Here is a 21,216-nt window from a genome sequence, read left to right on the forward strand (position 1 = left end):
TAATCGATAACGTTATTTCCTTTCAAGATATCAACGGAGTAAATCCTCGAGTTTTGCTTTCCAAATCGCAAGCGCGAGCGCTGGGCTACGTAGCATTTTTGGCGTGGGGATCCAGCCATGCTTTAGACGAGCAAACACATCAAAGCGACTGGCTTGGCCATCGATGGCCTCTGCAACCACTCGCCCCGCAATATTGGTTAATCCAACGCCATGCCCCGTATAACCATGTGCGGTATATATATCATTGCCAAGATGCGCAATGTGCGGCATGTAACTGCGGGTCACGGCAAACATCCCGCCCCAATGATAGTCCATTTTTACCTGGGCCAGTTGAGGGAAAACCTTAGTCATCCGCCGGTGGAGACGCTGGGTCGAATCCTTATATTCTCGATTAAAGGGATGATTGACACCACCAAACAACAAGCGCCCCTCTGCCGTCGGGCGGAAATAATCTAAACAGTTGTTGAGATCCGACATCGCCATGCGATTAGTAATTGGCATGCGCTCCCCGAGCGGTTCGGTAACCGCAATAAACGAGGCAACGGGAAGAACCTTGGCTTGCGCTTGGCGGTGTAACCCCTCTAGATAGGCGTTACAAGCAAGTAAAACTCGAGGTGTATTCACTCGACCTTGAGGCGTGATCACCGCATGAAGTTGCCCCTTAACCAAACGTGTAGCAGGGGTGTGCTCATAAATTTTCACACCCATTTGCGCCGCGGCACGAGCGAGGCCTAGCGTGTAGTTTAACGTGTGAATGTGCGCACTATTGGGATCGTATAATCCGCCTAGATAGCGGTCAGTATTTGCAACATCTGCCACTTGCGCTTTATCCCACCACTGGGCATCAGGATACTGATAACGTCCTTGCTTTAATGCATGCCAGCTTTGCAGCTCCTTTTGCTGCGCGGAATTTAAGGCAAGCTCGATATAGCCGGGTTGAAAGTCACAGTCAATCTGGTGATGCTGGATACGCTCACGCACAATATCAACGGCTTCAACCGACAAGTCCCATAACTGTTTGCCCCAAGCTTGCCCATAGGTTTCGTCAACTTCTCTCAGCCCAAGGCAATATCCCACGAGGCATTGGCCACCATTCCGGCCAGACCCTCCCCACGCCACCGTTCGCGCATCTATAACGGTGACACTGTAGCCACGCTGTCGCAATTCAATGGCGGCATTCAGGCCCGTTAAACCTGCTCCAATGATACACACATCTGCCTCTTGTGTGCCTGCCAAAGCAGGAAATGACAGCGTTTGGTTTTGGCTGGCGACGTAGTAATTTGTCGCCGCGTTGAAGTTATTATCAGGTCGAACCGTTTTGACCATGCTCTCAATGGTTACTCTTAGTATTAAAAAGAAAAGGTAGTAAAAAAAGACAAGCACTATGGCTTAGCGCCAACACACTCTCAAAGGCCGCAAATACTGGCACCGTCCTCCCTTTCTGGCAAGCCCTTATTCTCATCACTTTACCCGACCATTTGGGGGAGATGGCGACGGTTATGCTAACGTTAGCAAGGTATTGCACTTTATCCAGGTTGGTAAAAAACTCGTTGACACTAAGGTCAAGTACAATATGATGCGCTCGACGTGTACTCGGCCAGTAAGCCATTGAAGGATCATGACAATGAAAAAAATTTCTCACGGAATCACCGCCACGACACTTGCGCTTTCAGCCATCTTTGCAAGCGGCGTTCATGCAGACGATAAGGTACTCAACCTCTACAACTGGGCAGAATACATGCCAATGGACGTGATTGAAGCGTTCGAAGAGGAGTATCAAGTCGACGTGAATTACTCCACCTTTGAGAGTAATGAAGCCATGTATGCCAAGCTTAAACTCCTAAATAGCGAAGGCTACGATCTGGCGTTTGCCTCAACCTATTTCATTGAGCGAATGGTCAATGAAGAGATGCTCGCCAAAATTGATAAGAGCCAAATTAGCCATTTTAATCAATTGCGCCCAGGCCTACTGGGTCAACCTTTTGACAAAAACAATGACTATTCGCTGCCGTATGTGTTTGGTGTGACTGGCATTAGCTACAACAGTGATTACGTCGATGGCAGTAAAGTGGCCAAGTGGGCTGACTTATGGCGTGACGACTTCAACGGCCAAGTCATGCTATTGAATGATGTGCGTGATGTGTTTGGCATGGCGTTGAAAGCGCAAGGTCATAGCATTAACAGCACCGAAGAGGCTGAAATTAAACAAGCCTATGAATACCTACGTGAGTTACGCGATAACGTGGTCGTGTACAACTCTGATGCGCCGCATGTGCCGTTTGTCACCGGTGAAGTGAGCATTGGCCAACAATGGAACGGCAATGCTTACATGGCGCAACAAGAAATCGAAGGCATTGAGTTCGTCTACCCACAGGAAGGGGCGATCTTATGGATGGATAATTTTATCATCCCAAAAAACGCAGAACACAAGACCTTGGCACACCAGTTTATCGATTTTATGTATCGTCCTGAGAATCAGGCGAAATTGGTGGAAGAATTTGGCTATCCAGCCCCGAACACCAACGCGGCTGAGTACTTAGAGGCCGAGCTAAAAGAGAACAGCACCATCTTCCCATCCGATGAAGCAGTTAATAAAGGTGAATTCACCAATGATGTCGGTGAAGCGGTGAAAATCTATCAAAAGTACTGGCAGATGTTGAAAAGCTAATCGCGCGCATCTGTGATAACAATCTGTACCAAGGCCTCATCGGAGGCCTTTTTTGTTTTCCAAGTCAATAACCCACATTTGTCACTATTTTTAGTCAATGGGTTTTTGCTATGCTCAGACGTAAACGCGCATCACCCACTTAAATAACTGACGACAAGGACGTTACCCCATGATTGACTTTCGCTCTGACACCGTGACCCAGCCCGATGCTGCCATGCGAGACGCCATGGCTAACGCCCCTGTGGGCGATGATGTGTATGGCGACGACCCGAGCATTAACGCGCTGGAAACATGGGCGGCTGAACGACATGGTTTTGAAGCCGCACTCTTTACCGCCTCGGGTACCCAAGCCAATTTATTGGCCCTGATGGCGCATTGCGAGCGCGGTGATGAGTATTTGTGTGGTCAGCAAGCGCACAATTACAAATACGAAGCAGGCGGTGCTGCTGTGTTGGGCTCGATTCAGCCACAACCCATTGAGAATGAGTCAGATGGGACCTTGTCTTTCGATAAAATCGCCACAGCTATCAAGCCCGATGACTTTCATTTTGCCCGTACTAAGCTGCTCAGCTTGGAAAACACCATAGGTGGCAAAGTGTTACCTTTGTCTTATTTAGCCAAGGCGCGAACATTTTGCGACCAACATCAACTGCAGCTACATCTTGATGGCGCCAGGGTTTACAACGCGGCTGTCGCACTGGAGGTGGACATCAAGGCGATCAGTTGTCACTTTGACTCGATGACGATTTGTCTATCCAAAGGGTTAGGCGCTCCTGTCGGCTCACTGCTACTCGGCTCGAAAGCCCTGATTCACAAAGCCCGTCGTCTTCGTAAAATGTTAGGTGGCGGCATGCGTCAAGCGGGCATATTGGCCGTTGCCGGCTATAAAGCACTCACCGAAAACGTGGAACGCTTGACAGAGGATCACGCTAATGCGCATTACCTTGCCAGTGAGTTGGAAAAACTGAACGGCTTTTCCACCAGCGACTATCCTGTGCAAACCAACATTGTTTATGTCGATGTGGCCGAAACAATCAATCGTACACGCCTGCAAATGCGACTGATGGAAAAGGAGATCCGCGTCTCTCTGTCCGGCAATCCTGCCCGTTTGGTGACACATAAAGACATCTGCCGCGCAGATATCGATACCCTGATCGCCGCGATAAAGGGATCTCACTAAGCCGTTCCAACGCACAATCGTACCGGGCCCAACGGCCCGATTTGTACATAAAACCACCAGGCAAAGCAAAATTGTGATCCCATCCCAGCTTTCTCCACCAAGGTCACTAAAACAATCACTTACAGCCGCTACACTGAAAGTCATCACCGACAAAATGCCAATATGGGAAGCGCTATGGCTATCACTCCGCTAACAAGCGATCGTTTATACCGTGAGTCCAGTTTAAAGCACAGTGACATCACTTCAACCAAACACCTTGCGCCACTCGACGAGATTGTGGGTCAAGATCGTGCCCGTCACGCGGTTGAGTTCGCCATGTCCATCAAAGAGAAAGGCTATAACATCTATGCCATTGGCCAAAATGGACTTGGAAAACGCACCATGATGATGCGCTACCTCAACCAACACTGGCAAAGTGAGTCACCGGTTTATGACTGGTGTTACGTCGCTAATTTTCATGAAGCGCGCTCCCCAGAAGTATTGAAGCTGCCTGCGGGTAAAGGCAGTGAACTCAAAAAGCATATTGAGCAACTGATGGGCAAACTGGCCAACGCCCTGCCCATGGCATTTGACAACGAAATGTATTACCAGCGTGCTGAAACACTGAAAAACCAGCTTACTGAGCGCCAACAAAGCGTCCTTCAGGGATTAAGTGAAACAGCAGAAAAAAACAATGTGAGTTTGACCATCACCCCTCAAGGTGATTACCAATTTGTAGCACTAAACGGCGAGGAGCCTCATACCGAGGAGACCTTTGACGCCCTCTCACACGACGAGCAGATGGCCTTTGGCAAAGTCATCGATAAACTAGAGACGGAACTGCGCGGTATTGTTCGCCAACTTGGCGAATGGGAGTCTGAGTACGCGGAAAAACAAAAAGCCTTGGATGAGGATATCGCCCAAGAAGTCATCGCCACGCAAATGGCGCCGCTTAAGAAAAACTTTGCTGACTTGCCTGACATTTTAACCTTTTTAGACGCCATGCAAGCTGACATGCTTGAGCACCTCGATATTTTCCTTGAAGACAGTGAGGAGCAAGCCGCACTCGCGTATGCGGCGCTGGATAAAAAACTCCCTCGCCGCTACCAAGTCAATGTGTTAGTCAGTCAGAATGACGCACAAGCGCCGATCGTGGTTGAGGATAGCCCTAGTTATCACAACCTGTTCGGTTATGTTGAGAATGCCACGTTTAAAGGCACGGTGTTTACCGACTTTTCATTGATTCGTTCAGGGAGCCTTCACCGCGCCAATGGCGGCGTGTTGCTGATGGATGCGATTAAAGTCCTTGAGAAGCCTTATGTGTGGGATGGCATCAAGCGGGCCCTCAGTAGCCGCCAGTTAAGTGTTAGCGCCTTAGAGCGAGAAGTGACCCTAAGCGGGACTGTGTCTCTCGATCCGGCGCCGATTCCTCTGGATGTTAAGATCATTTTGTTTGGCGACTATCAAACCTATCAGCTACTCCAACGTTACGATGCGGAGTTTATTGAGCTGTTTCGGGTCACCGCCGACTTTGAAGATGACATGCCGCGCACTGAGAGCACCGAGCAACAATACGCCAAGTTCATTTCAAGCATTATTCATGACAGTCATCTTCTTCACTGCAGTCGCAGTGCCATTGCGCGTATTATTGAGCACAGTGCTCGCCAAGCTGACGATCAAAATCGTTTATCACTACACTCCGCTGATATTGCCAACCTATTGCGTGAATCTAATTATTGGGCCCACCACGCCAAAGCAAACAGTATTGGTGCCCTGCATGTAGAAAAAGCCCTCGCCAGCCGCAATATGCGCGTCAGTCGATTGCGTGACAGCATGATGCAGAATGTGGAAAACGGCGTCACACTTATCAACACGCATGGCACGGCACTTGGTCAAATCAATGGCCTTTCGGTGCTGAGTACATCGGATTACAGCTTTGGCTTACCCAACCGTATCACCGCGACCACGGCGTTTGGGGAAGGAGAAGTGCTGGATATCGAGCGAAGTGTGAAACTCGGCGGCCGTATTCACTCCAAAGGTGTGATGATCTTGTCAGCATACCTGGCAAGTTTATTGGGTAAAACGGACACCATTCCACTTAAAACCCATCTTACGTTTGAGCAATCCTATGGCGGGGTCGATGGCGACAGCGCCTCAATGGCGGAGTTTTGCGCGATTTTCTCCGCCATTACCGAGGCGCCCCTTCGTCAAGATATTGCCATTACGGGCTCGATGAACCAGTTTGGTGAGGCGCAGCCTATTGGCGGGGTCAATGAAAAAATCGAAGGCTTTTTTGATGTGTGTACGCTCAAAGGTCCGAATAGCACTCAAGGGGTGATCATCCCAGAAGCCAATATTCAAAACCTGATGTTACGTAAAGACGTGGTGTTGGCGGTCGAAAAAGGTGAGTTTCACGTCTACGCCGTCTCGCATGTCAGTGACGCACTTGCTTTATTGGCGGATCAGGCTGCCGGTTTTGGCCCTGACCATACGGAAACATCAGGGCTGTTAGAGGTCGCCATCGACAAGCTGAACCGTCAGCGTCAAGCACAAAAAGAGCCATCGCCTCCTCATTCGCATTAGTTACTCACTCACTCCCTGGCGACTAACCTGCCAGGGAGTGAAATAATTTCTTACACATTTAACCGCCCTTTTTTAATTTTTATCGACCACTTTCCCCTTTTTTGTCTCTTTTCGCGTCATCGTCCTTTTTTCAGGACACGGTGCTCATTAAAAATTGCTTGATCCGACGCAAAAAACAACGTGAAATTTACGCGTAATATCCAATGCAAACCATTCTTATTTGAGTCTCGCATTATGAAACTGTCCACACTTGGTCGCGGCCAATCCGCGCGTATTACCAGTGTCCATCATGTGCCCGCGTCTGTTCGTCATCGTCTCGCGGTCATGGGCGTGATTCCAGGCACAGGCGTTGAGCTTGTCAGGCGCGCGCCATTGGGTGATCCACTTCAGATCCGCCTCGACAGTGAACAACTGATCGTGCGTCGTGACGTCGCCAAACTGATTGACGTGGAGGTACTCTGATGAGCTCACGCCGCATTGTACTCGCAGGCAACCCAAACTGCGGGAAAACCACCTTATTTAATGCGCTCACCGGCTCACAGCAGAAAGTCGGAAATTGGGCTGGCGTTACTGTCGACAAAAAAGTCGGTACGCTCTCTCTGGCGCATAACGACTGTCACATCACAGATTTACCCGGCTTTTATGCGCTAAACGCAGGCTTTGACGCCAGTATTGATGAGCAAATTGCCACTTACGCCATCGATAGCGGTGTAAATGATTTTATTATTAATGTCTTAGATGCCAATTGCCTAGAGCGCGGACTCTACCTCACCCTTCAACTGCGTGAACGCGGTGTCCCTATGGTGGTGGTGATTAACAAAATGGATTTGCTTGATCGTAATGGTCAACAACTCGACACCGCTAAATTACAAACGATGCTGGGCTGTCCTGTACTCACGGTCACCGCGTGCCAACAGGCGACGGTGGACACTCTGCGTCACCAGCTCGCCCACCTGACCACCCATTTACCCGTATGTGAGGCAATGTACCTGAACTACGGTGCGCCATTAGAAAACTGGATTCAAAACCAGCTTGGCGCCGGTTTTCTTCATTCCGCCGCGGCACAAGTGAATCAACGTGCGCACTTGCTCGAATGCTTAGAGCGGGGACGCTTGCCTGATGGTAGTACCGATGCTGACCAGCAGCAGTTTACGATGGCAAACCAAGCCCTTTCAGACTTAGACACTGACATCGTCATTGCTGATACACGCTACAGTGCGATTCGTGACATGGTTCACCAGGCTCGCCGCGAGCTTCGTCATCTCAGTCGCAATAATACCGAGAAGCTAGACAAGATCATTCTCAACCCCTTCTTATCACTGCCCATTTTGCTCGCCGTCCTCTATGCGATGTTTGTGTTTGCCATCAACATTGGCGGCGCCTTTATCGACTTTTTCGATATTGCCGCCGGCGCGATACTGGTAGATGGCACCCACCAGCTTCTTGACGGCGTACTGCCAGCGGCGATTGTCACTATTCTCGCCGATGGCCTCGGAGGAGGCATTCAAACCGTTGCGACCTTTATTCCTGTTATTGCAGGCTTGTACCTATTTCTAACGGTATTAGAAAGCACAGGCTACATGGCACGTGCCGCCTTTTTATTAGACGGTTTAATGCAAAAAATGGGGTTGCCGGGCAAAGCCTTTGTTCCCTTAATCCTCGGCTTTGGGTGCACCGTCCCCGCTGTGATGGCAACGCGCACATTAGAACAGATTCACGAGCGCAAAACCGCGGCCGCGATGGCAACGTTTATGTCCTGTGGCGCTCGCCTGCCTGTATACGCCCTCTTCGCCGCGGCGTTTTTCCCGCAAAACGGACAAAACCTTGTTTTCGGCCTCTACTTGCTTGGCATTGTCGCTGCGATAATCACCGGCCTGATACTGCGTCACACCCTTTATCCAGGGCATAGTGAAAGCCTACTGATGACACTCCCTGACTACGAGCTGCCGCGCGTACGCCATGTGATGAACAACACGTGGCAAAAACTGCGTCGGTTTGTCCTTGGTGCAGGTAAAACCATTGTTATCGTGGTGACGATTCTGACCTTCTTCAACTCGTTAGGCACCGATGGATCGTTCGGACACGAAGACAGCGAGTCCTCCGTCCTTTCGAAAACCGCACAAGTGATCACGCCGGCCCTATCACCTATCGGGATTGAAGAGGATAATTGGCCTGCTACCGTCGGGTTGGTGACCGGGCTATTTGCCAAAGAGGCCGTCGTCGGCACCTTGAATAACCTTTATGCGCCAAGCGAAGAAGCCGAAGAAGAGACCACACTCGGAGAAGCGCTGGTCGAAGCGGTCCAGAGCATTCCTGAAAACTTATTTGGCATTGATTATACCGATCCATTGGCTATCGATGTCGGTGAGATTGAAAACACCGAGGCCGCCGCACAAGCGCAAGAAGTCAGTATGACAACGTTTGATAATCTGCATCGTCAATTCACTAGCACCGCCAGCGTGATGGCCTATCTCATTGTTATCCTACTATACACCCCATGTGTTGCCGCTCTGGGCGCCTACACACGCGAGTTTGGTCGGCGATTTGCCCTGTTTGTGGCGAGCTGGTCAATGCTGCTCGCGGTAAGCGGTGCCACGTTATGCTACCAATTCAGTCAGTTGAGTGTCGCCACCACGCCAGCCACACTCTACATCACTGGCCTTTGTGCCTTACTGATTGTCGTGGTGGCACTCATGCGCTACGTCGGCAAACATCCCCATTGGTTTAAGGAGACCTATTATGATCCTGCAAAAGCTCAAAGCCAGTGTCAGTCAGGCGGGTGTCATTAGTCGCACAGACCTCGCCAACCAGTATGGGATAAGCCCAGACGGTATTGAAGCGATGATGGCGACCTGGGTCAAACGCGGGGTGATTATTCGACAATCGGGGCGTAAGGATCCGCAAGATATCCACTACCGTTTGGCACACCAGAATGAAATACAATGCTTTAGCATGATTTAGCCCTCCTAACCGCGTGATGATCACAAGGCAGCCTTAGCGTTGCCTTGTTGATCAACAGACTCCGTGACTCACCTTATCCATTCGACGATCACACATCGCATTTATCGCCTTGCGCCCTTACACACGTCTCTGAACTAAAATCAAAGGAGTCGATGTAGAGGGAGAAGCCATGAGCCGCTATCAAACACAATCCAGTGAGGCACAATACCAACCGGGCTCTAACGAACGCGTCCTCAAAAACCACATGGGGGTGACTGATCCCACCAAAATGGAAGACATTGAAGCTGTCTTACTTGCGAAGCTTTACGAACGTGTGTTCACCGGCGGCCATTTCCCACGCCAATTAAGGGTTAGCACCCTCGCCAGCTGGCATCGACAATGGCTGGGCAATGTTTACCCATGGGCCGGTCAGGTGAGGAATGTTGAGCTGAGTAAAGGTGGGTTTCGTTTTACTTCCCCCAAGCAGATAGGGGCCTGTTTGCAGCATTTTGAAAGCGTCTTTCTCAACCAGTACGCGGGGATATCGGTAATGCCGCGCGCGACGCTCATTCGTTACCTTGCACAAAGTCACGTTGAGTTCATTCTTATTCACCCATTTCGAGAAGGAAATGGACGAATATCGCGTTTACTCATTGATGTGCTGTGCCAACAGGCGGGCTTAGGATTGTTGGACTATCGACTTTGGGAAGAAAACAAAGACTTTTACATTGCGGCAATTCAAGCTGGTGTCGGGCATGACTACCAGCACATGGAGCGGCTGATTAACGACATTTTACCCCTCACATTTTCATCTCTCTCAATCAGCGAGCGCTAAGTTTTGATATTTCTGCCTGCTCGCTTTAAGCCTTGCCTCCACTTCTTCGGTTGATGCTTGCGTCTCAATCGCGGTCGAGCTTGCTACCGCACGCGTTATCATCGCCGTCGTCACCTTTTTTGTTTTTTTCTGCATCAATCGCCTTTTCACAGTCACTCTGGTCATCATTGATTAAATTTTAGTCAAAAAATAGCGTTAATTCAACGCAGATACCTGTCTGTTTTCTTCAAAATTGTGAAGCACAACGTACGCACTGAACAAGGAAAAGACATACAAAAACAGCGACCCTTAAGGTCGCCGTCTTGCTTATTAATGGTGCCCCGGGCCGGACTTGAACCGGCACAGCGCGAACGCCGAGGGATTTTAAATCCCTTGTGTCTACCAATTCCACCACCAGGGCACACAATCTTTTCAGTCGCTTACGCCACTGTTTTATGTTTGGAGCGACATACGAGGTTCGAACTCGTGACCTCGACCTTGGCAAGGTCGCGCTCTACCAGCTGAGCTAATGTCGCTTATTTATTCAAACGTTAAGTAACGCTTGGAAAACTGGTTGCGGGAGGCGGCTTTAACGCTGAATGCAATTCGCGCCGTGCAACGGCACCGACCGAAGGTCGTATTGACTTATCATCAATTGTAAAGCGCTTCTATAGCAACCTAAAATTGGTTGCGGGAGGCGGATTTGAACCACCGACCTTCGGGTTATGAGCCCGACGAGCTACCAAACTGCTCCATCCCGCGTCCGTATTATTTTAGCCAGAGTTCATGGAGGCGCGTCCCGGAGTCGAACCGAGGTCCACGGATTTGCAATCCGCTGCATAGCCACTCTGCCAACGCGCCCTCGCGCTTCACCTCTCGGCTAAGTGGTTTGAATTCTACATAAGTTTTTCCGCCTGTCACGCAAAAATTATCATTTTAGCGTCTAACCGACGATTATTTATCCAAACATAACATTTCACTACTCTATCGACTCTTTTTCGGCCGAAAAAGGCCTAAAAAGTGGTGGTGTCTACGCGAGGTTTGAAAATTGGTGTGCCTATACCTCGGCGAGCAGCCGTTCACGTTCATCTTTTTCAATCAATTCCCAATGACGTCCCTGCTGTGCCCCAGCGAGCTTCCACAGTAGATTGATATCGATATCTTTACCGTGTGTCATTTGCACCCGACGAAACATTTCTTGCGGCGCCATGCTGTAGAACGTCGACACGTCTCTCACGCCCGACTTTTTTAGCATTCTTTCAATCGTTAATCGTAAGTTGGGTAAATCCCGAAGCCGAAGACTGGATGCCGATGCTTTCCATGCTTTGTCTTTGATCGCACGCTGTAAGGACTGTTCAACCATCGTGGGCAAATCGGGATCATGGCCTAAGTAGAGTGCGGTCACATCATAATAGTTAACTGCCGCAGAGGTACTTTTCTTTACATGAACAAATTTATCACAACCTTTGGCAATCAACTTGTCCGTTAGCACGCCTCCTCCTCGTAAATAAACATGCTTTCCGGTTAGCAACACAAACATCGCCTCTTGGCAGAAAAAGCCAATGCCACCAAACATAGAACGTTGCTCCATCTCCCCATAACTATCCAGAAAATGCATTAATTGGGCTTTAAATTGCTTCGCCATCCAATTATCTCCTTCAGTGAATGCGCTTTAATACAAGCCGGAAAACCGACCCACCAATTGACTGATAAGCTAGTCATTGTGCATGGTTATTTTCACAAAGAGATTGCATTAAATAGCGACCAAATACTATGCATCTGATCACTTATCGCTATATAGAGGTTTGGTCGAATGAGGCCCTTGTCGCATTTACTGCAGACACCTTTTCGTTGTTAAATAAAGTCTTCGATGCATCTATGCTTAACGCAGGGCGATGAGTGCGCTAAATTAATAGTGGTAAGCTAATAGTCAGGGAGCCGACATGTCGAGACACCCGCTGTTAATAGAAGCAAGTCATTTATTGCCTGGGGGATTGCACAGCTATGTGCTGTCTGAGTCATGTTACTTACAAATGCTCCAACAGGCAGGCGAACCACCTCGCCTTTTGGTCGCGATGAAAAATGAGGATGAAGGTCAGCAGCGCCCGCACGCCATTTCTCCTATCGTTACGCTTTGCGAGATTGCAGACTTCAATCGTCATGGTGCGCATGAAATCGCGTTGACGTTACAAGGGATTGAAAGTGTCAAAGTGAATGCGATTGACGCGGGTGAAGGTGACGTCAATATGGCGCGTTATACACCGTTGCCAAAATGGCAACGCCATGCTGTTCCCAAGCATTACCTCTATCTGAGTGAGAAGCTGCAGCAGTATTATCGATCAAATCCGACACGCCACGAACACTTCCAGTTAACACAGTACGATGAAATTGGCTGGGTTTGCCTGCGCTGGTTGGAGTTACTCCCCATCGAAGTGAAACAAAAACAGCTTCTACTCTCCCAGCCTACGGCCTTATTGGTGGCCGAGTTTATTGATAAACTATTGCGGTATCCACTTATTGACGACGACTAAGCGACAGATGAGTGACTGTGTAAATTATCATCAAAGACGCCAGCAGGCTCACTGATTCAGAGAAAGGCGGTTCTCTTTTATTCTTCGCCGCATTACTATGCAGTCTGCTGACAATTACTATCAGGACTTATGGATCATCTTTCATTTTTTTGGGTCTCACCGGATCGTGATAAGTACTTACGCTCCCTTGAAACCGAGTTTTACAAGCGTGCCGTCGAAACCATCCGTGTCAATCGCCTGTCCCTACCTCCTTTACCGGATGCTGTTCTGTCAATACAACGCGCTAGCAAGCGGTCGGATACTACCATGCGGGATATTGCCAACCTCTTGTTGGACGATCCAAGCTTATGTGGGGCCGTGCTTAAAGCTGCAAACTCCGCTTTATTTGCTCCCCGCGCCACAGGTCAATGCAAAGATGTTCAAACCGCCGTCTCTCGGCTTGGCGTTGATCGCGTTTTAGGGATCATCACAGCCGCCGCCGTCTATCAGCTCAAGAGTGATGCCACGTTTTCCAAGGCCTGCAACGCGCTATTGAAAAAAAGTGCGCAAAAATCTCGTGAACTCGCCGCTGCGATGGCACTGGTGACGCAAAAAGTCAGAAACTACTGTGATGAACCGCTTTCAGTGGAGCCCGAAAAAGCACTGATTGTGGGGTTGCTTGCTGATATTGGCTTATACAGCGTGATTGGCGAGTTTCAGCGCTTTGTGAATCAGGGACACTATCTAAAATTTGACATTGCAGAGCGCGTCTTCTTCTCACTGGCGGGCGACTGCAGCCGTCTTGTGCTCAAGCAGTGGCAGTTTGACCGTGACTTTATAGAAGTCGCCATTAACAATAAGCTCTACACTAAGCCGCGCCCCGATATCACCTATTTAGATATCGCGAGAATGGCAAATCACTTGTTAATGTTTCGCAATCAAGATGACTCAATAGAGGATCATGAAGTGGAAATCACTGCGCCTGGCGCAGAAGCTTTATATGAGCTATCCAACCTCGATGAAAAAGAGTTCTCTCGTCAGCTAAACCAAGTCATGGACGCAAGCAGTATCTGACCCAAGCCAGGGTGGTCTTCCCTTTAACCACCCTTGTCTGATTTTATTGACCAACCTATTAACCGGTTGATAACCTCAAGCTCTACTTTCTTAACACCGAGCAAAATCAGATGTTTTCAGGGATGCTACTCATCTTCTCGCCGCTTATTATCGGCTATCTAATCCCCATTAAGCAGGCGCGCTACCTCAACGCCGTCAATACCCTGACGATGCGGCTAGTGATGGTCATTTTAGTGTTGATGGGCTTAAGCCTCGCAGGCTTAGATAACCTCGGGCAACATATTTCCACCATTTTGTATTTCGCTGCCACGTTCTTCATTTGTATCGGCGCGGCCAACCTGCTTGCCCTGCCTGTTCTCGATAAGCTCTTCCCAACCGAGACCCATGGCCACCAACATAAACTGACCCTCAGCGCCATGATGTCAGAGTCCGGTAAGCTGATTGCGGCTGTGGCCGTTGGCTTAGTCGTAGGGCTATTAATCAATCAAGATCTTTCTTGGGTCGATACGGCCAGCGAGGGTATTTTATTACTTTTGCTCTTATTGATTGGCATTCAGCTCCGCAACAGTGGCATGACGCTGAAGCAAATCATTCTCAATAAAAGTGGGCTGATGATTGCGACTCTCGTTGTCGCGACCTCCTTGCCCGGTGGCTTGCTGGCGGCATGGTGGTTAGATATTCCTTATCATCACGGGTTAGCGATGGCATCCGGCTTCGGTTGGTACTCGTTGGCAGGGATCTTAATGGGCGACGGACTGGGGCCTGTCTACGGCGGTGCATCATTTATTCTCGAGCTCGCGCGCGAGCTTGTGGCGATTATGATTATTCCAGTGTTAATCCGGCGCTATCCGCTCACCGCAATTGGATATGGTGGTGCCACCGCGATGGATTTCACCTTGCCGATCATTCAAAGCACAGGCGGGATTCGCTGTGTACCGATTGCGATTGTCAGTGGGTTCATACTCAGCTTGTTGGTGCCCGTTTTGATGTTGTTTTTTCTCTCACTCGGTGCCCGTTGAACAAAAAAAGGGGTAGCAAGATGCTACCCCTTTTTACATTTGCTGGTTTAGCGCATGCAATTATTGGCTGCGCATCCAGTTATCCATTTCAGTACGCAGGTTATCTGACTTGGTACCAAAGATAGCTTGTACGCCACCTGATACCACAACTACACCCGCTGCACCTAGCTGCTTGAGCTTGTCTTGGTCAACAATTTCAGTGTCAGCCACTGAGACACGTAGACGAGTGATACATGCATCAAGACCTGTGATGTTGTCTTTACCACCGAATGCAGCCACCAAGTCGCCCGCAAGCTCAGAACCTGTCGCGGTTGACACGTCAGCGACCGCTTCGTCTTCACGACCAGGGGTTTTCAGGTCAAGGGCGCGAATCACTACACGGAACACGATGTAGTAAAGCACACCATAACCAAGGCCCAGCAGCACCAGTGTGGTCACGTTCTCAGCACGTGGCATTTGCACGATGAAGTCGATGAAACCGTTCGAGAAGGTATGGCCGTGAACAACGCCCAGTGCGTTAGTCAGCACATACGCTGCACCCGCCATGATGGCGTGGATACCATACAGTACTGGCGCGATGAACAGGAACGAGAACTCGATAGGTTCAGTGATGCCGGTCAAGAATGACGTCAGTGCACCTGATGCCATGATACCCATGATTTTGGCGCGGTTTTCTGGCTTGGCAGAATGTGCGATAGCAAATGCCGCCGCTGGTAGACCAAACATTTTGAACAAGTAGCCGCCTGCTAACTGACCAAAGCCGTTACCTGCTTCACGAGTGACATCGTTTGCGGTCAAGAAACAGGTCATGATGCCGTTTACTTGCTCGCCGGCGTTGTTCACACAGCTACCCGCTTCATAGAAGAAAGGTACGTTCCAGATGTGGTGTAGACCGAATGGGATAAGTGCACGCTCTACCACACCATAGATACCAAATGCGGTCACAGGGTTTTGTTCGGCGGCCCAGTGTGAGAAGGTAGCGATACCACTGCCGATTGGTGGCCAGATAACAGACAGGATCACACCAAGCGCGATAGAAATGAAACCGGTAATGATTGGCACCGACCGCTTACCGGCAAAGAAGCCAAGGTAGTCAGGCAGTTGAATCGTATAGAAGCGGTTAAACGTCCACGCCGCGACACCACCGGCGAGAATACCACCAAGCACACCTGTCTTGATTTCTTCAGCGCCCATTACTGGTGCCATGACATCCAGTGTCGCCACCATGATGCCATAACCGACAATCGCAGACAGACCCGAGACACCATCGTTATTGGTGAAGCCTAGCGCCACACCGACGGCAAACAGCAAGGCCATTTGACCAAATACAGACCCACCAGCTTGTTCCATCATGTGTGAAACAATATCTGGCATCCAGCTAAAGTTGGCAGCACCAACACCCAAAAGTATACCTGCGACCGGAAGCACAGATACTGGAAGCATCAGCGCTTTACCGACTTTTTGCAGGTTAGCAAAGAGGTTTTTTGACATAGTTCTTGCTCCTGACAAGGACGTTTAACAATGTGTCTCGTCGGACTAACCTTCCGATTCCCCCGCAAGAGGCCAACCGATACCACAGGCGCCGAGAGCACAAACGATTTGTGATTATTGAACTCACCCAAACTATAAGGGGCGAATCATCACCTTGCCTATCAGTGACGATTTTACTGATTAAAAAGTAAATATAGATCACAATTAGAATTGGCGGCAAAAACAGCAAAAAACAACATAAGGCCATGATTTAAAATGACAAAAAATCTATTGCCCAGGGGAAAGGATACGAACAAAAAAATAGCAACCCCTTCACCCCTAACGTTATTTTACGTAACGAATTAATACAGCGCGTAATACCTAGGACATAGATTGATAATTCCTAATCATTTCAAAAAGGTAGATGTGAAATTGCGCGAGATCAACTTTGATAGGCTAGCGATATAAATCGGTTATTTTGTTGCAAACATAACCGAAAAATGACGCAGAATTGACCAAGTGGGATGGTGCCTTATCAAGGCCGAGATAATCAAAAAGCGGTGTTTTCTTGCGGCGAAAGGAGCGTGACGTGCTAAGCAAGAAAAACGCCCGACAAGGTTATCGGGCGACTTGAATTATTGCGGGTTTGCACCAGAAAAAAGCGTAAAAAAGTTACGGCTGGTGACGTCACAGACCGTTTCCACCGATTCACCCTTTAACATCGCGACGTACTCAGCAACTTCTTTCACATAAGCTGGCTGGTTTTGCTTGCCACGATGGGGAACAGGTGCCAAGTATGGCGAGTCTGTTTCAACCAGCAGGCGCTCAAGCGGTATACGACGCACCACATCTTTCAGCTCTGTGGCCTTGTTGAACGTCACTATCCCAGAAATTGAAATGTAGAAACCGAGTTCAATCGCCGCCTCTGCCATCTCATAGCTTTCTGTAAAACAGTGTAGCACACCCCCGACGCGCTCAGCGCCCTCCTCACGTAAAATCGCAAGCGTGTCTTCACGTGCCGCGCGAGTATGGATAATCAAGGGTTTGTTAAGCTCAACCGCGAGACGGACGTGCTGGCGGAAAATCGCTTGCTGCTGCTCAGCAAGCTCTGGCTGATAGTGGTAATCAAGCCCTGTCTCTCCTACCGCCACGACACGCTCATCAGCCGCTAAGGCTTTCAATCGGTCGTAATCGAAACCATTTTCGATATCCAAAGGGTGCACACCACATGAGGCAAAAACATGCGAGTAAGGTCGGATCATGTCTAGCATCGCCGGAAAGCTATCTAGCGTTACCCCCACCGAAAGGAAATAGTCGACGCCCCTTGCCTGCGCTTTATCTAAAACATCGGCAACATTCTGGTGCAGCGAGTCGTAATCCAGTTTGTCGAGATGGCAATGAGAGTCTATTAACACGTTATTCTCCAATCGATAATAACCACTGGCTAACAACCAATTCGGTATTTAGCCCTGTATGAATTTGTAACTGACGCTGTAATTGATGCAGCGCACGTAGTAGTGAATGAACTTGCTGGGTGGTCAGCACATTGGCCACCTCGGCAACCCGTTGATGATGATACCGATGCACAATGGTCTGCCCCACACCTTGACGCCATTTAAGTACATCAAGCAGAAAATGACTGAGCCAGTTCAATGAAGCGGGATAGTGTGCGACCAACACCTCGATAGTGTCAAACAGGCCCGTTCTATCGCGCACATAGGTAGAAAAGCTTTCTACCACACTATGGTGATGATCTAACCCGCCCGATGCCACAAAGTCACGAGCAGCCAAGGGGGCGCCCCGATATAAGCCTACCGCATGGTCTGGCACCGAGCGCTGCAATGCTTGCTCTACCCAAGTTTTGGCTGTTTCAGCCTCCGCCTGCGGGGCTTTCCACACGCTACAGCGACTGATAATCGTCGCGAGTAAACTATCCAGCGAGTCTGTCAATAACACGAAGTAACACCCTGAAGGTGGCTCTTCTAGCGATTTAAGCAACGCATTGGCCGCGGCTTCCCCTAAACGCTCGACACACTCTATGACAATAAAGCGCGCCCCGCCCAATTGCGACGTTTCCAGCGCTTGTCGTTGCACCTTGCGCACTGCATCAATACCAATCTGCTTGCCGGGCTTCTCGGGGGCTAGCCAGTGAATATCGGGGTGGTTACCCGCCGCAAAAAGCTGGCAATGATGACAATGCCCACAGGCGCTATCGTTTTGATGGCCACACAGTCGCACCTTGGCAAGCTGGCTTATCAATGCGCGACGGCCGCTGCCCGGAGGCGCGGCCAACAAGAGCGCGTGCGGAAAGCGCGCACTCGTCAATAGTTGCTGCCAATGCGCCCAAACGCCTTCAAACCAGGGATAAACGTAAGGCGCTGGGTATGCCAATGTTATCTTGTCACTCATACGCCTGGTTGCTGCTTAAGCCAATTTTCTAGTGCCGTTTTAATCTGAGCGGTCACTGTGTCTAGCGACTGGCCCGCATCAATCACCACCACACTGGGATCGTCGTTTGCCAATGCCAGATAACGCGCTCGCGTGCGCTCAAAAAAATCCAGTTGCATGGTCTCAATCCTATCCAACTCACCTCGACCCCGCGCACGTGCAAGGCCTACCTCTGGGTCGATGTCCATATACAAGGTCAGTGAGGGGGCAAACGTCCCCAAGACCGTTTCTTTCAGGCTTTTCATCAGCGACGTGTCCATACCCCGTCCCCCACCTTGGTAGGCCTGTGATGACATATCATGGCGATCACCCACCACCCATTGGCCCTTCGCCAGGGCGGGTTTGATCACGTTTTCGACAAGCTGTACCCGTGCGGCGTAAAGCATGAGAAGCTCGGCTTTATCCGTGAGCGGTTCATCCGGGTGACCTTGTTTGACAAGCGTACGCAACTGTTCAGCAAGCGGCGTGCCGCCGGGCTCTCGCGTAGTGATCACATCCTGGATTCCGGCGTCGAGTAACACCTGTTTGATCTGATTGATGGCCGTACTTTTGCCCGCGCCTTCAAGGCCTTCTACAACGATGAAATGGTTCTTCATTGATTCTTCAACACTTTTAAGTAATCACGCACGGCCCGATTGTGTTCGGCCAAGGTGGTAGAAAATTGGTGGCCGCCTTTACCCGTGGCGACAAAATAGTAGTAATCCGTTTTTGCTGGCTGGGCAGCGGCAAAGATGGCCGCTTTACCTGGCATCGCGATCGGCGTCGGGGGCAAGCCATTAATCACATAAGTGTTATAAGGCGTCGGTGTACGTAAGTCACGTTTACGAATATTCCCCTCATACTGATCACCCATACCATAAATCACGGTGGGATCGGTTTGTAAACGCATACCGCGTCGCAACCGATTAACAAATACCGACGCCACCTTTTCTCGCTCACTCGCCACCGCGGTCTCTTTTTCAATGATGGAAGCCAGGATTAATAGCTGATAAGGGGTTTCTATCGGTAAGTCCTCGATACGTTGCTGCCAAGCCTGCTCCAAGGCCACTTCCATTGCACGCGCGGCGCGTTTTAGCAATGCAATGTCGGTATCCCCCACATCATAGGCGTAGGTTTCAGGAAGCAGTAATCCTTCTAATTTATCGTGTGTGAGCCCAAGCGCATCAGCAATTGCCTGTTCACTCATGCCATCCAATGTTTTGTCGAGATGCGGCGCGGAGGCAAGCTGCTTGCGCCACTGGGCAAACGTACTCCCTTCGACAAAGGTGATTTCATCTTGATATTGCTGCCCTGAACGCAGAGTCGCGAACGCCTCGGCTAATGTTTGTCCAGGTTGAACCTGAAAGGTGCCCGCTTGTACTCGAGTCAGCTCTGGATAAACCCGTGGCGCAAACTTCGACCAGATGCTTGATGTCATCCAACCGTTGTCTTCAAATTTTGCAATGACCTTATGGTAATGTGCACCGCTAGGTACGGTGAATAGCTGAGGCGTCTGCAAGGATAACGGCGTGGAAATAAACGCCTTCGTTTGCCAAAGCACCCCAGCGACTGAGGCCAAGACTATCGCCATCAATACGCTCACCAGCCCCAAAAATCGCTTTTTTAGCACGCGTTTAACCTCTGTTGTAATCGCCTTGTCAGCGTATGCGTTTTATAACTTGTTTCATTGATGGATGTCACTGGCACCACCTTCATCAAGGTATTGCAAATAAACACTTCATCGGCACGCCACAGCGCCGTCTCATCGACCGCGACCGTTTTACATTGGTAGTCCGTGAAACCTTCAATCACGGCCATCACTTTTTCTCGCATCAGTCCCGCCACACCGGCATATGCCAAATCAGGTGTATAAATGACATGGTCTTGGCACCAGAAAAGATTGGACGCCGTGGTCTCAACCAGGTTGCCAAACATGTCCGCGACCACGAAATCATCGGCCTCCACGTCTTCCAGTGCCAGCTTTAGACGCACCTGCTCTAACCGATTGAGATGTTTAAGCCCCGCAAATGGTGACGCGCCAAGTTGCATCTGCGTCGTCGCCAACGCCACCCCATGCTGTTGCCAATGATGATAATGGCGAGGAAACGGATGCAGGCTAACAATGACGGTTGGCGACGAGCAGCCTTTGGGACTGTAACCGCGTCCCCCCTGGCCTCGGGTGATAATCACCTTCAACACCTGTTCATCCTGCGAATACTGACACGCTTGATCGAGCGTTATCGCGAGTGCCGACCAATCAACCTCGCGAATGGCTAATCGCTCACAAGTGCTTTGTAAACGCAGTATATGTGCATCGCGATCAAGTAATAGCCCCTGATACACATGGCCAGTGGTAAAGCAACCATCACCAAATTGGAGCCCTCGGTCAGCGACCGCTAATTCGCGACAAGGATGTCCGTTTACCCAGATCATTTATCAACCTCGACAGTCAACTATTCTTACCGACAATAAAAACCTTACCGACAATAAAAAACGGCCCGAATCGTCGGGCCGTTACTATAGCAGACTCTTTTTAGGCTGTATAAACGCCT

General features: G+C 49.8%; 18 protein-coding genes and 4 tRNA genes. 10 read left to right on the plus strand and 12 right to left on the minus strand.

Going from position 1 to position 21,216, the window contains the following annotated elements:
• Positions 1-30: 30 nt before the first annotated feature.
• Positions 31-1,326 carry an FAD-binding oxidoreductase gene (locus tag EHW56_RS02740; RefSeq protein WP_152796647.1) on the minus strand — a complete coding sequence of 432 codons (1,296 nt, stop codon included), beginning with the start codon at positions 1,324-1,326 and terminating at the stop codon, positions 31-33.
• Between the two features lie 298 nt (positions 1,327-1,624).
• On the opposite strand from EHW56_RS02740, the gene EHW56_RS02745 reads away from it, so the two are divergent.
• The 7 genes from EHW56_RS02745 (at position 1,625) to EHW56_RS02775 (ending at position 10,185) form a co-directional block, all read left to right on the plus strand.
• The gene (locus tag EHW56_RS02745) at positions 1,625-2,668 is read left to right on the plus strand and encodes a PotD/PotF family extracellular solute-binding protein (protein WP_046075456.1); all 1,044 of its coding nucleotides are present in this window, start codon (positions 1,625-1,627) and stop codon (positions 2,666-2,668) included.
• A gap of 169 nt (positions 2,669-2,837) precedes the next feature.
• Entirely contained in the window at positions 2,838-3,848 is a 1,011-nt protein-coding gene (ltaE, locus tag EHW56_RS02750; protein WP_152796645.1) for a low-specificity L-threonine aldolase, read from the plus strand.
• 174 nt (positions 3,849-4,022) lie between these two features.
• Positions 4,023-6,410, plus strand: a complete 2,388-nt coding sequence (locus EHW56_RS02755; protein ID WP_152796643.1) for a Lon protease family protein — start codon at positions 4,023-4,025, stop codon at positions 6,408-6,410.
• Positions 6,411-6,644: 234 nt separating this feature from the next.
• Positions 6,645-6,872, plus strand: a complete 228-nt coding sequence (locus EHW56_RS02760) for a FeoA family protein (protein WP_077772107.1) — start codon at positions 6,645-6,647, stop codon at positions 6,870-6,872.
• A complete protein-coding gene (feoB, locus tag EHW56_RS02765) occupies positions 6,872-9,199 on the plus strand; it encodes a ferrous iron transport protein B (protein WP_152796641.1) in 2,328 nt (775 codons plus the stop codon). The genes EHW56_RS02760 and feoB overlap by 1 nt, the downstream gene beginning before the upstream one ends.
• Positions 9,150-9,371 (plus strand): FeoC-like transcriptional regulator, encoded by a 222-nt coding sequence (locus EHW56_RS02770; protein ID WP_152796639.1) that lies wholly within the window; start codon positions 9,150-9,152, stop codon positions 9,369-9,371. Before feoB ends, EHW56_RS02770 begins: the two co-directional genes overlap by 50 nt.
• 169 nt (positions 9,372-9,540) lie before the next feature.
• On the plus strand, positions 9,541-10,185 hold the full coding sequence (locus EHW56_RS02775; RefSeq protein ID WP_152796637.1) for a Fic family protein: 645 nt from the start codon (positions 9,541-9,543) through the stop codon (positions 10,183-10,185).
• A 313-nt stretch (positions 10,186-10,498) separates the two neighbouring features.
• Here EHW56_RS02775 and EHW56_RS02780 read toward each other — a convergent pair.
• From EHW56_RS02780 to EHW56_RS02800, 5 genes are all read right to left on the minus strand, one after another.
• Positions 10,499-10,585: transfer RNA gene (locus tag EHW56_RS02780), tRNA-Leu, on the minus strand.
• Between the two features lie 39 nt (positions 10,586-10,624).
• Positions 10,625-10,700 (minus strand) — tRNA-Gly (locus tag EHW56_RS02785).
• Positions 10,701-10,849: 149 nt separating this feature from the next.
• Positions 10,850-10,926: transfer RNA gene (locus EHW56_RS02790), tRNA-Met, on the minus strand.
• A gap of 25 nt (positions 10,927-10,951) precedes the next feature.
• Positions 10,952-11,025: transfer RNA gene (locus EHW56_RS02795), tRNA-Cys, on the minus strand.
• Positions 11,026-11,221: 196 nt separating this feature from the next.
• The gene (locus tag EHW56_RS02800) at positions 11,222-11,809 is read right to left on the minus strand and encodes a TfoX/Sxy family DNA transformation protein (RefSeq protein ID WP_077639019.1); all 588 of its coding nucleotides are present in this window, start codon (positions 11,807-11,809) and stop codon (positions 11,222-11,224) included.
• 298 nt (positions 11,810-12,107) lie between these two features.
• Here EHW56_RS02800 and EHW56_RS02805 point away from each other — a divergent pair, with 298 nt between their 5' ends.
• From EHW56_RS02805 to EHW56_RS02815, 3 genes are all read left to right on the plus strand, one after another.
• Positions 12,108-12,695 carry an LON peptidase substrate-binding domain-containing protein gene (locus EHW56_RS02805; RefSeq protein ID WP_152796635.1) on the plus strand — a complete coding sequence of 196 codons (588 nt, stop codon included), beginning with the start codon at positions 12,108-12,110 and terminating at the stop codon, positions 12,693-12,695.
• Between the two features lie 129 nt (positions 12,696-12,824).
• Positions 12,825-13,748 (plus strand): HDOD domain-containing protein, encoded by a 924-nt coding sequence (locus EHW56_RS02810; protein ID WP_152796633.1) that lies wholly within the window; start codon positions 12,825-12,827, stop codon positions 13,746-13,748.
• A 110-nt stretch (positions 13,749-13,858) separates the two neighbouring features.
• The gene (locus EHW56_RS02815) at positions 13,859-14,767 is read left to right on the plus strand and encodes a lysine exporter LysO family protein (protein ID WP_152796631.1); all 909 of its coding nucleotides are present in this window, start codon (positions 13,859-13,861) and stop codon (positions 14,765-14,767) included.
• Positions 14,768-14,827: 60 nt separating this feature from the next.
• Here the strand turns inward: EHW56_RS02815 and ptsG are convergent, their stop codons facing one another.
• The 6 genes from ptsG to pabC all read right to left on the minus strand — a co-directional run bounded on the left by ptsG (position 14,828) and on the right by pabC (position 21,097).
• A complete protein-coding gene (gene ptsG, locus EHW56_RS02820; RefSeq protein ID WP_152796629.1) occupies positions 14,828-16,258 on the minus strand; it encodes a PTS glucose transporter subunit IIBC in 1,431 nt (476 codons plus the stop codon).
• Positions 16,259-16,872: 614 nt separating this feature from the next.
• Positions 16,873-17,652, minus strand: coding sequence for a YchF/TatD family DNA exonuclease (locus EHW56_RS02825; RefSeq protein ID WP_172969964.1), 780 nt, complete (start codon positions 17,650-17,652; stop codon positions 16,873-16,875).
• A 1-nt stretch (position 17,653) separates the two neighbouring features.
• On the minus strand, positions 17,654-18,646 hold the full coding sequence (gene holB / locus EHW56_RS02830; protein ID WP_152796497.1) for a DNA polymerase III subunit delta': 993 nt from the start codon (positions 18,644-18,646) through the stop codon (positions 17,654-17,656).
• Positions 18,643-19,281, minus strand: a complete 639-nt coding sequence (tmk, locus tag EHW56_RS02835; protein WP_046075443.1) for a dTMP kinase — start codon at positions 19,279-19,281, stop codon at positions 18,643-18,645. The genes holB and tmk overlap by 4 nt, the downstream gene beginning before the upstream one ends.
• A complete protein-coding gene (gene mltG, locus EHW56_RS02840; RefSeq protein WP_172969965.1) occupies positions 19,278-20,294 on the minus strand; it encodes an endolytic transglycosylase MltG in 1,017 nt (338 codons plus the stop codon). Before mltG ends, tmk begins: the two co-directional genes overlap by 4 nt.
• Positions 20,288-21,097, minus strand: coding sequence for an aminodeoxychorismate lyase (pabC, locus tag EHW56_RS02845; protein WP_152796495.1), 810 nt, complete (start codon positions 21,095-21,097; stop codon positions 20,288-20,290). The genes mltG and pabC overlap by 7 nt, the downstream gene beginning before the upstream one ends.
• Between the last annotated feature and the right edge of the window lie 119 nt (positions 21,098-21,216).

The organism is Salinivibrio sp. VGrn1, from assembly GCF_009377995.1.
Lineage (GTDB): Bacteria > Pseudomonadota > Gammaproteobacteria > Enterobacterales > Vibrionaceae > Salinivibrio > Salinivibrio siamensis.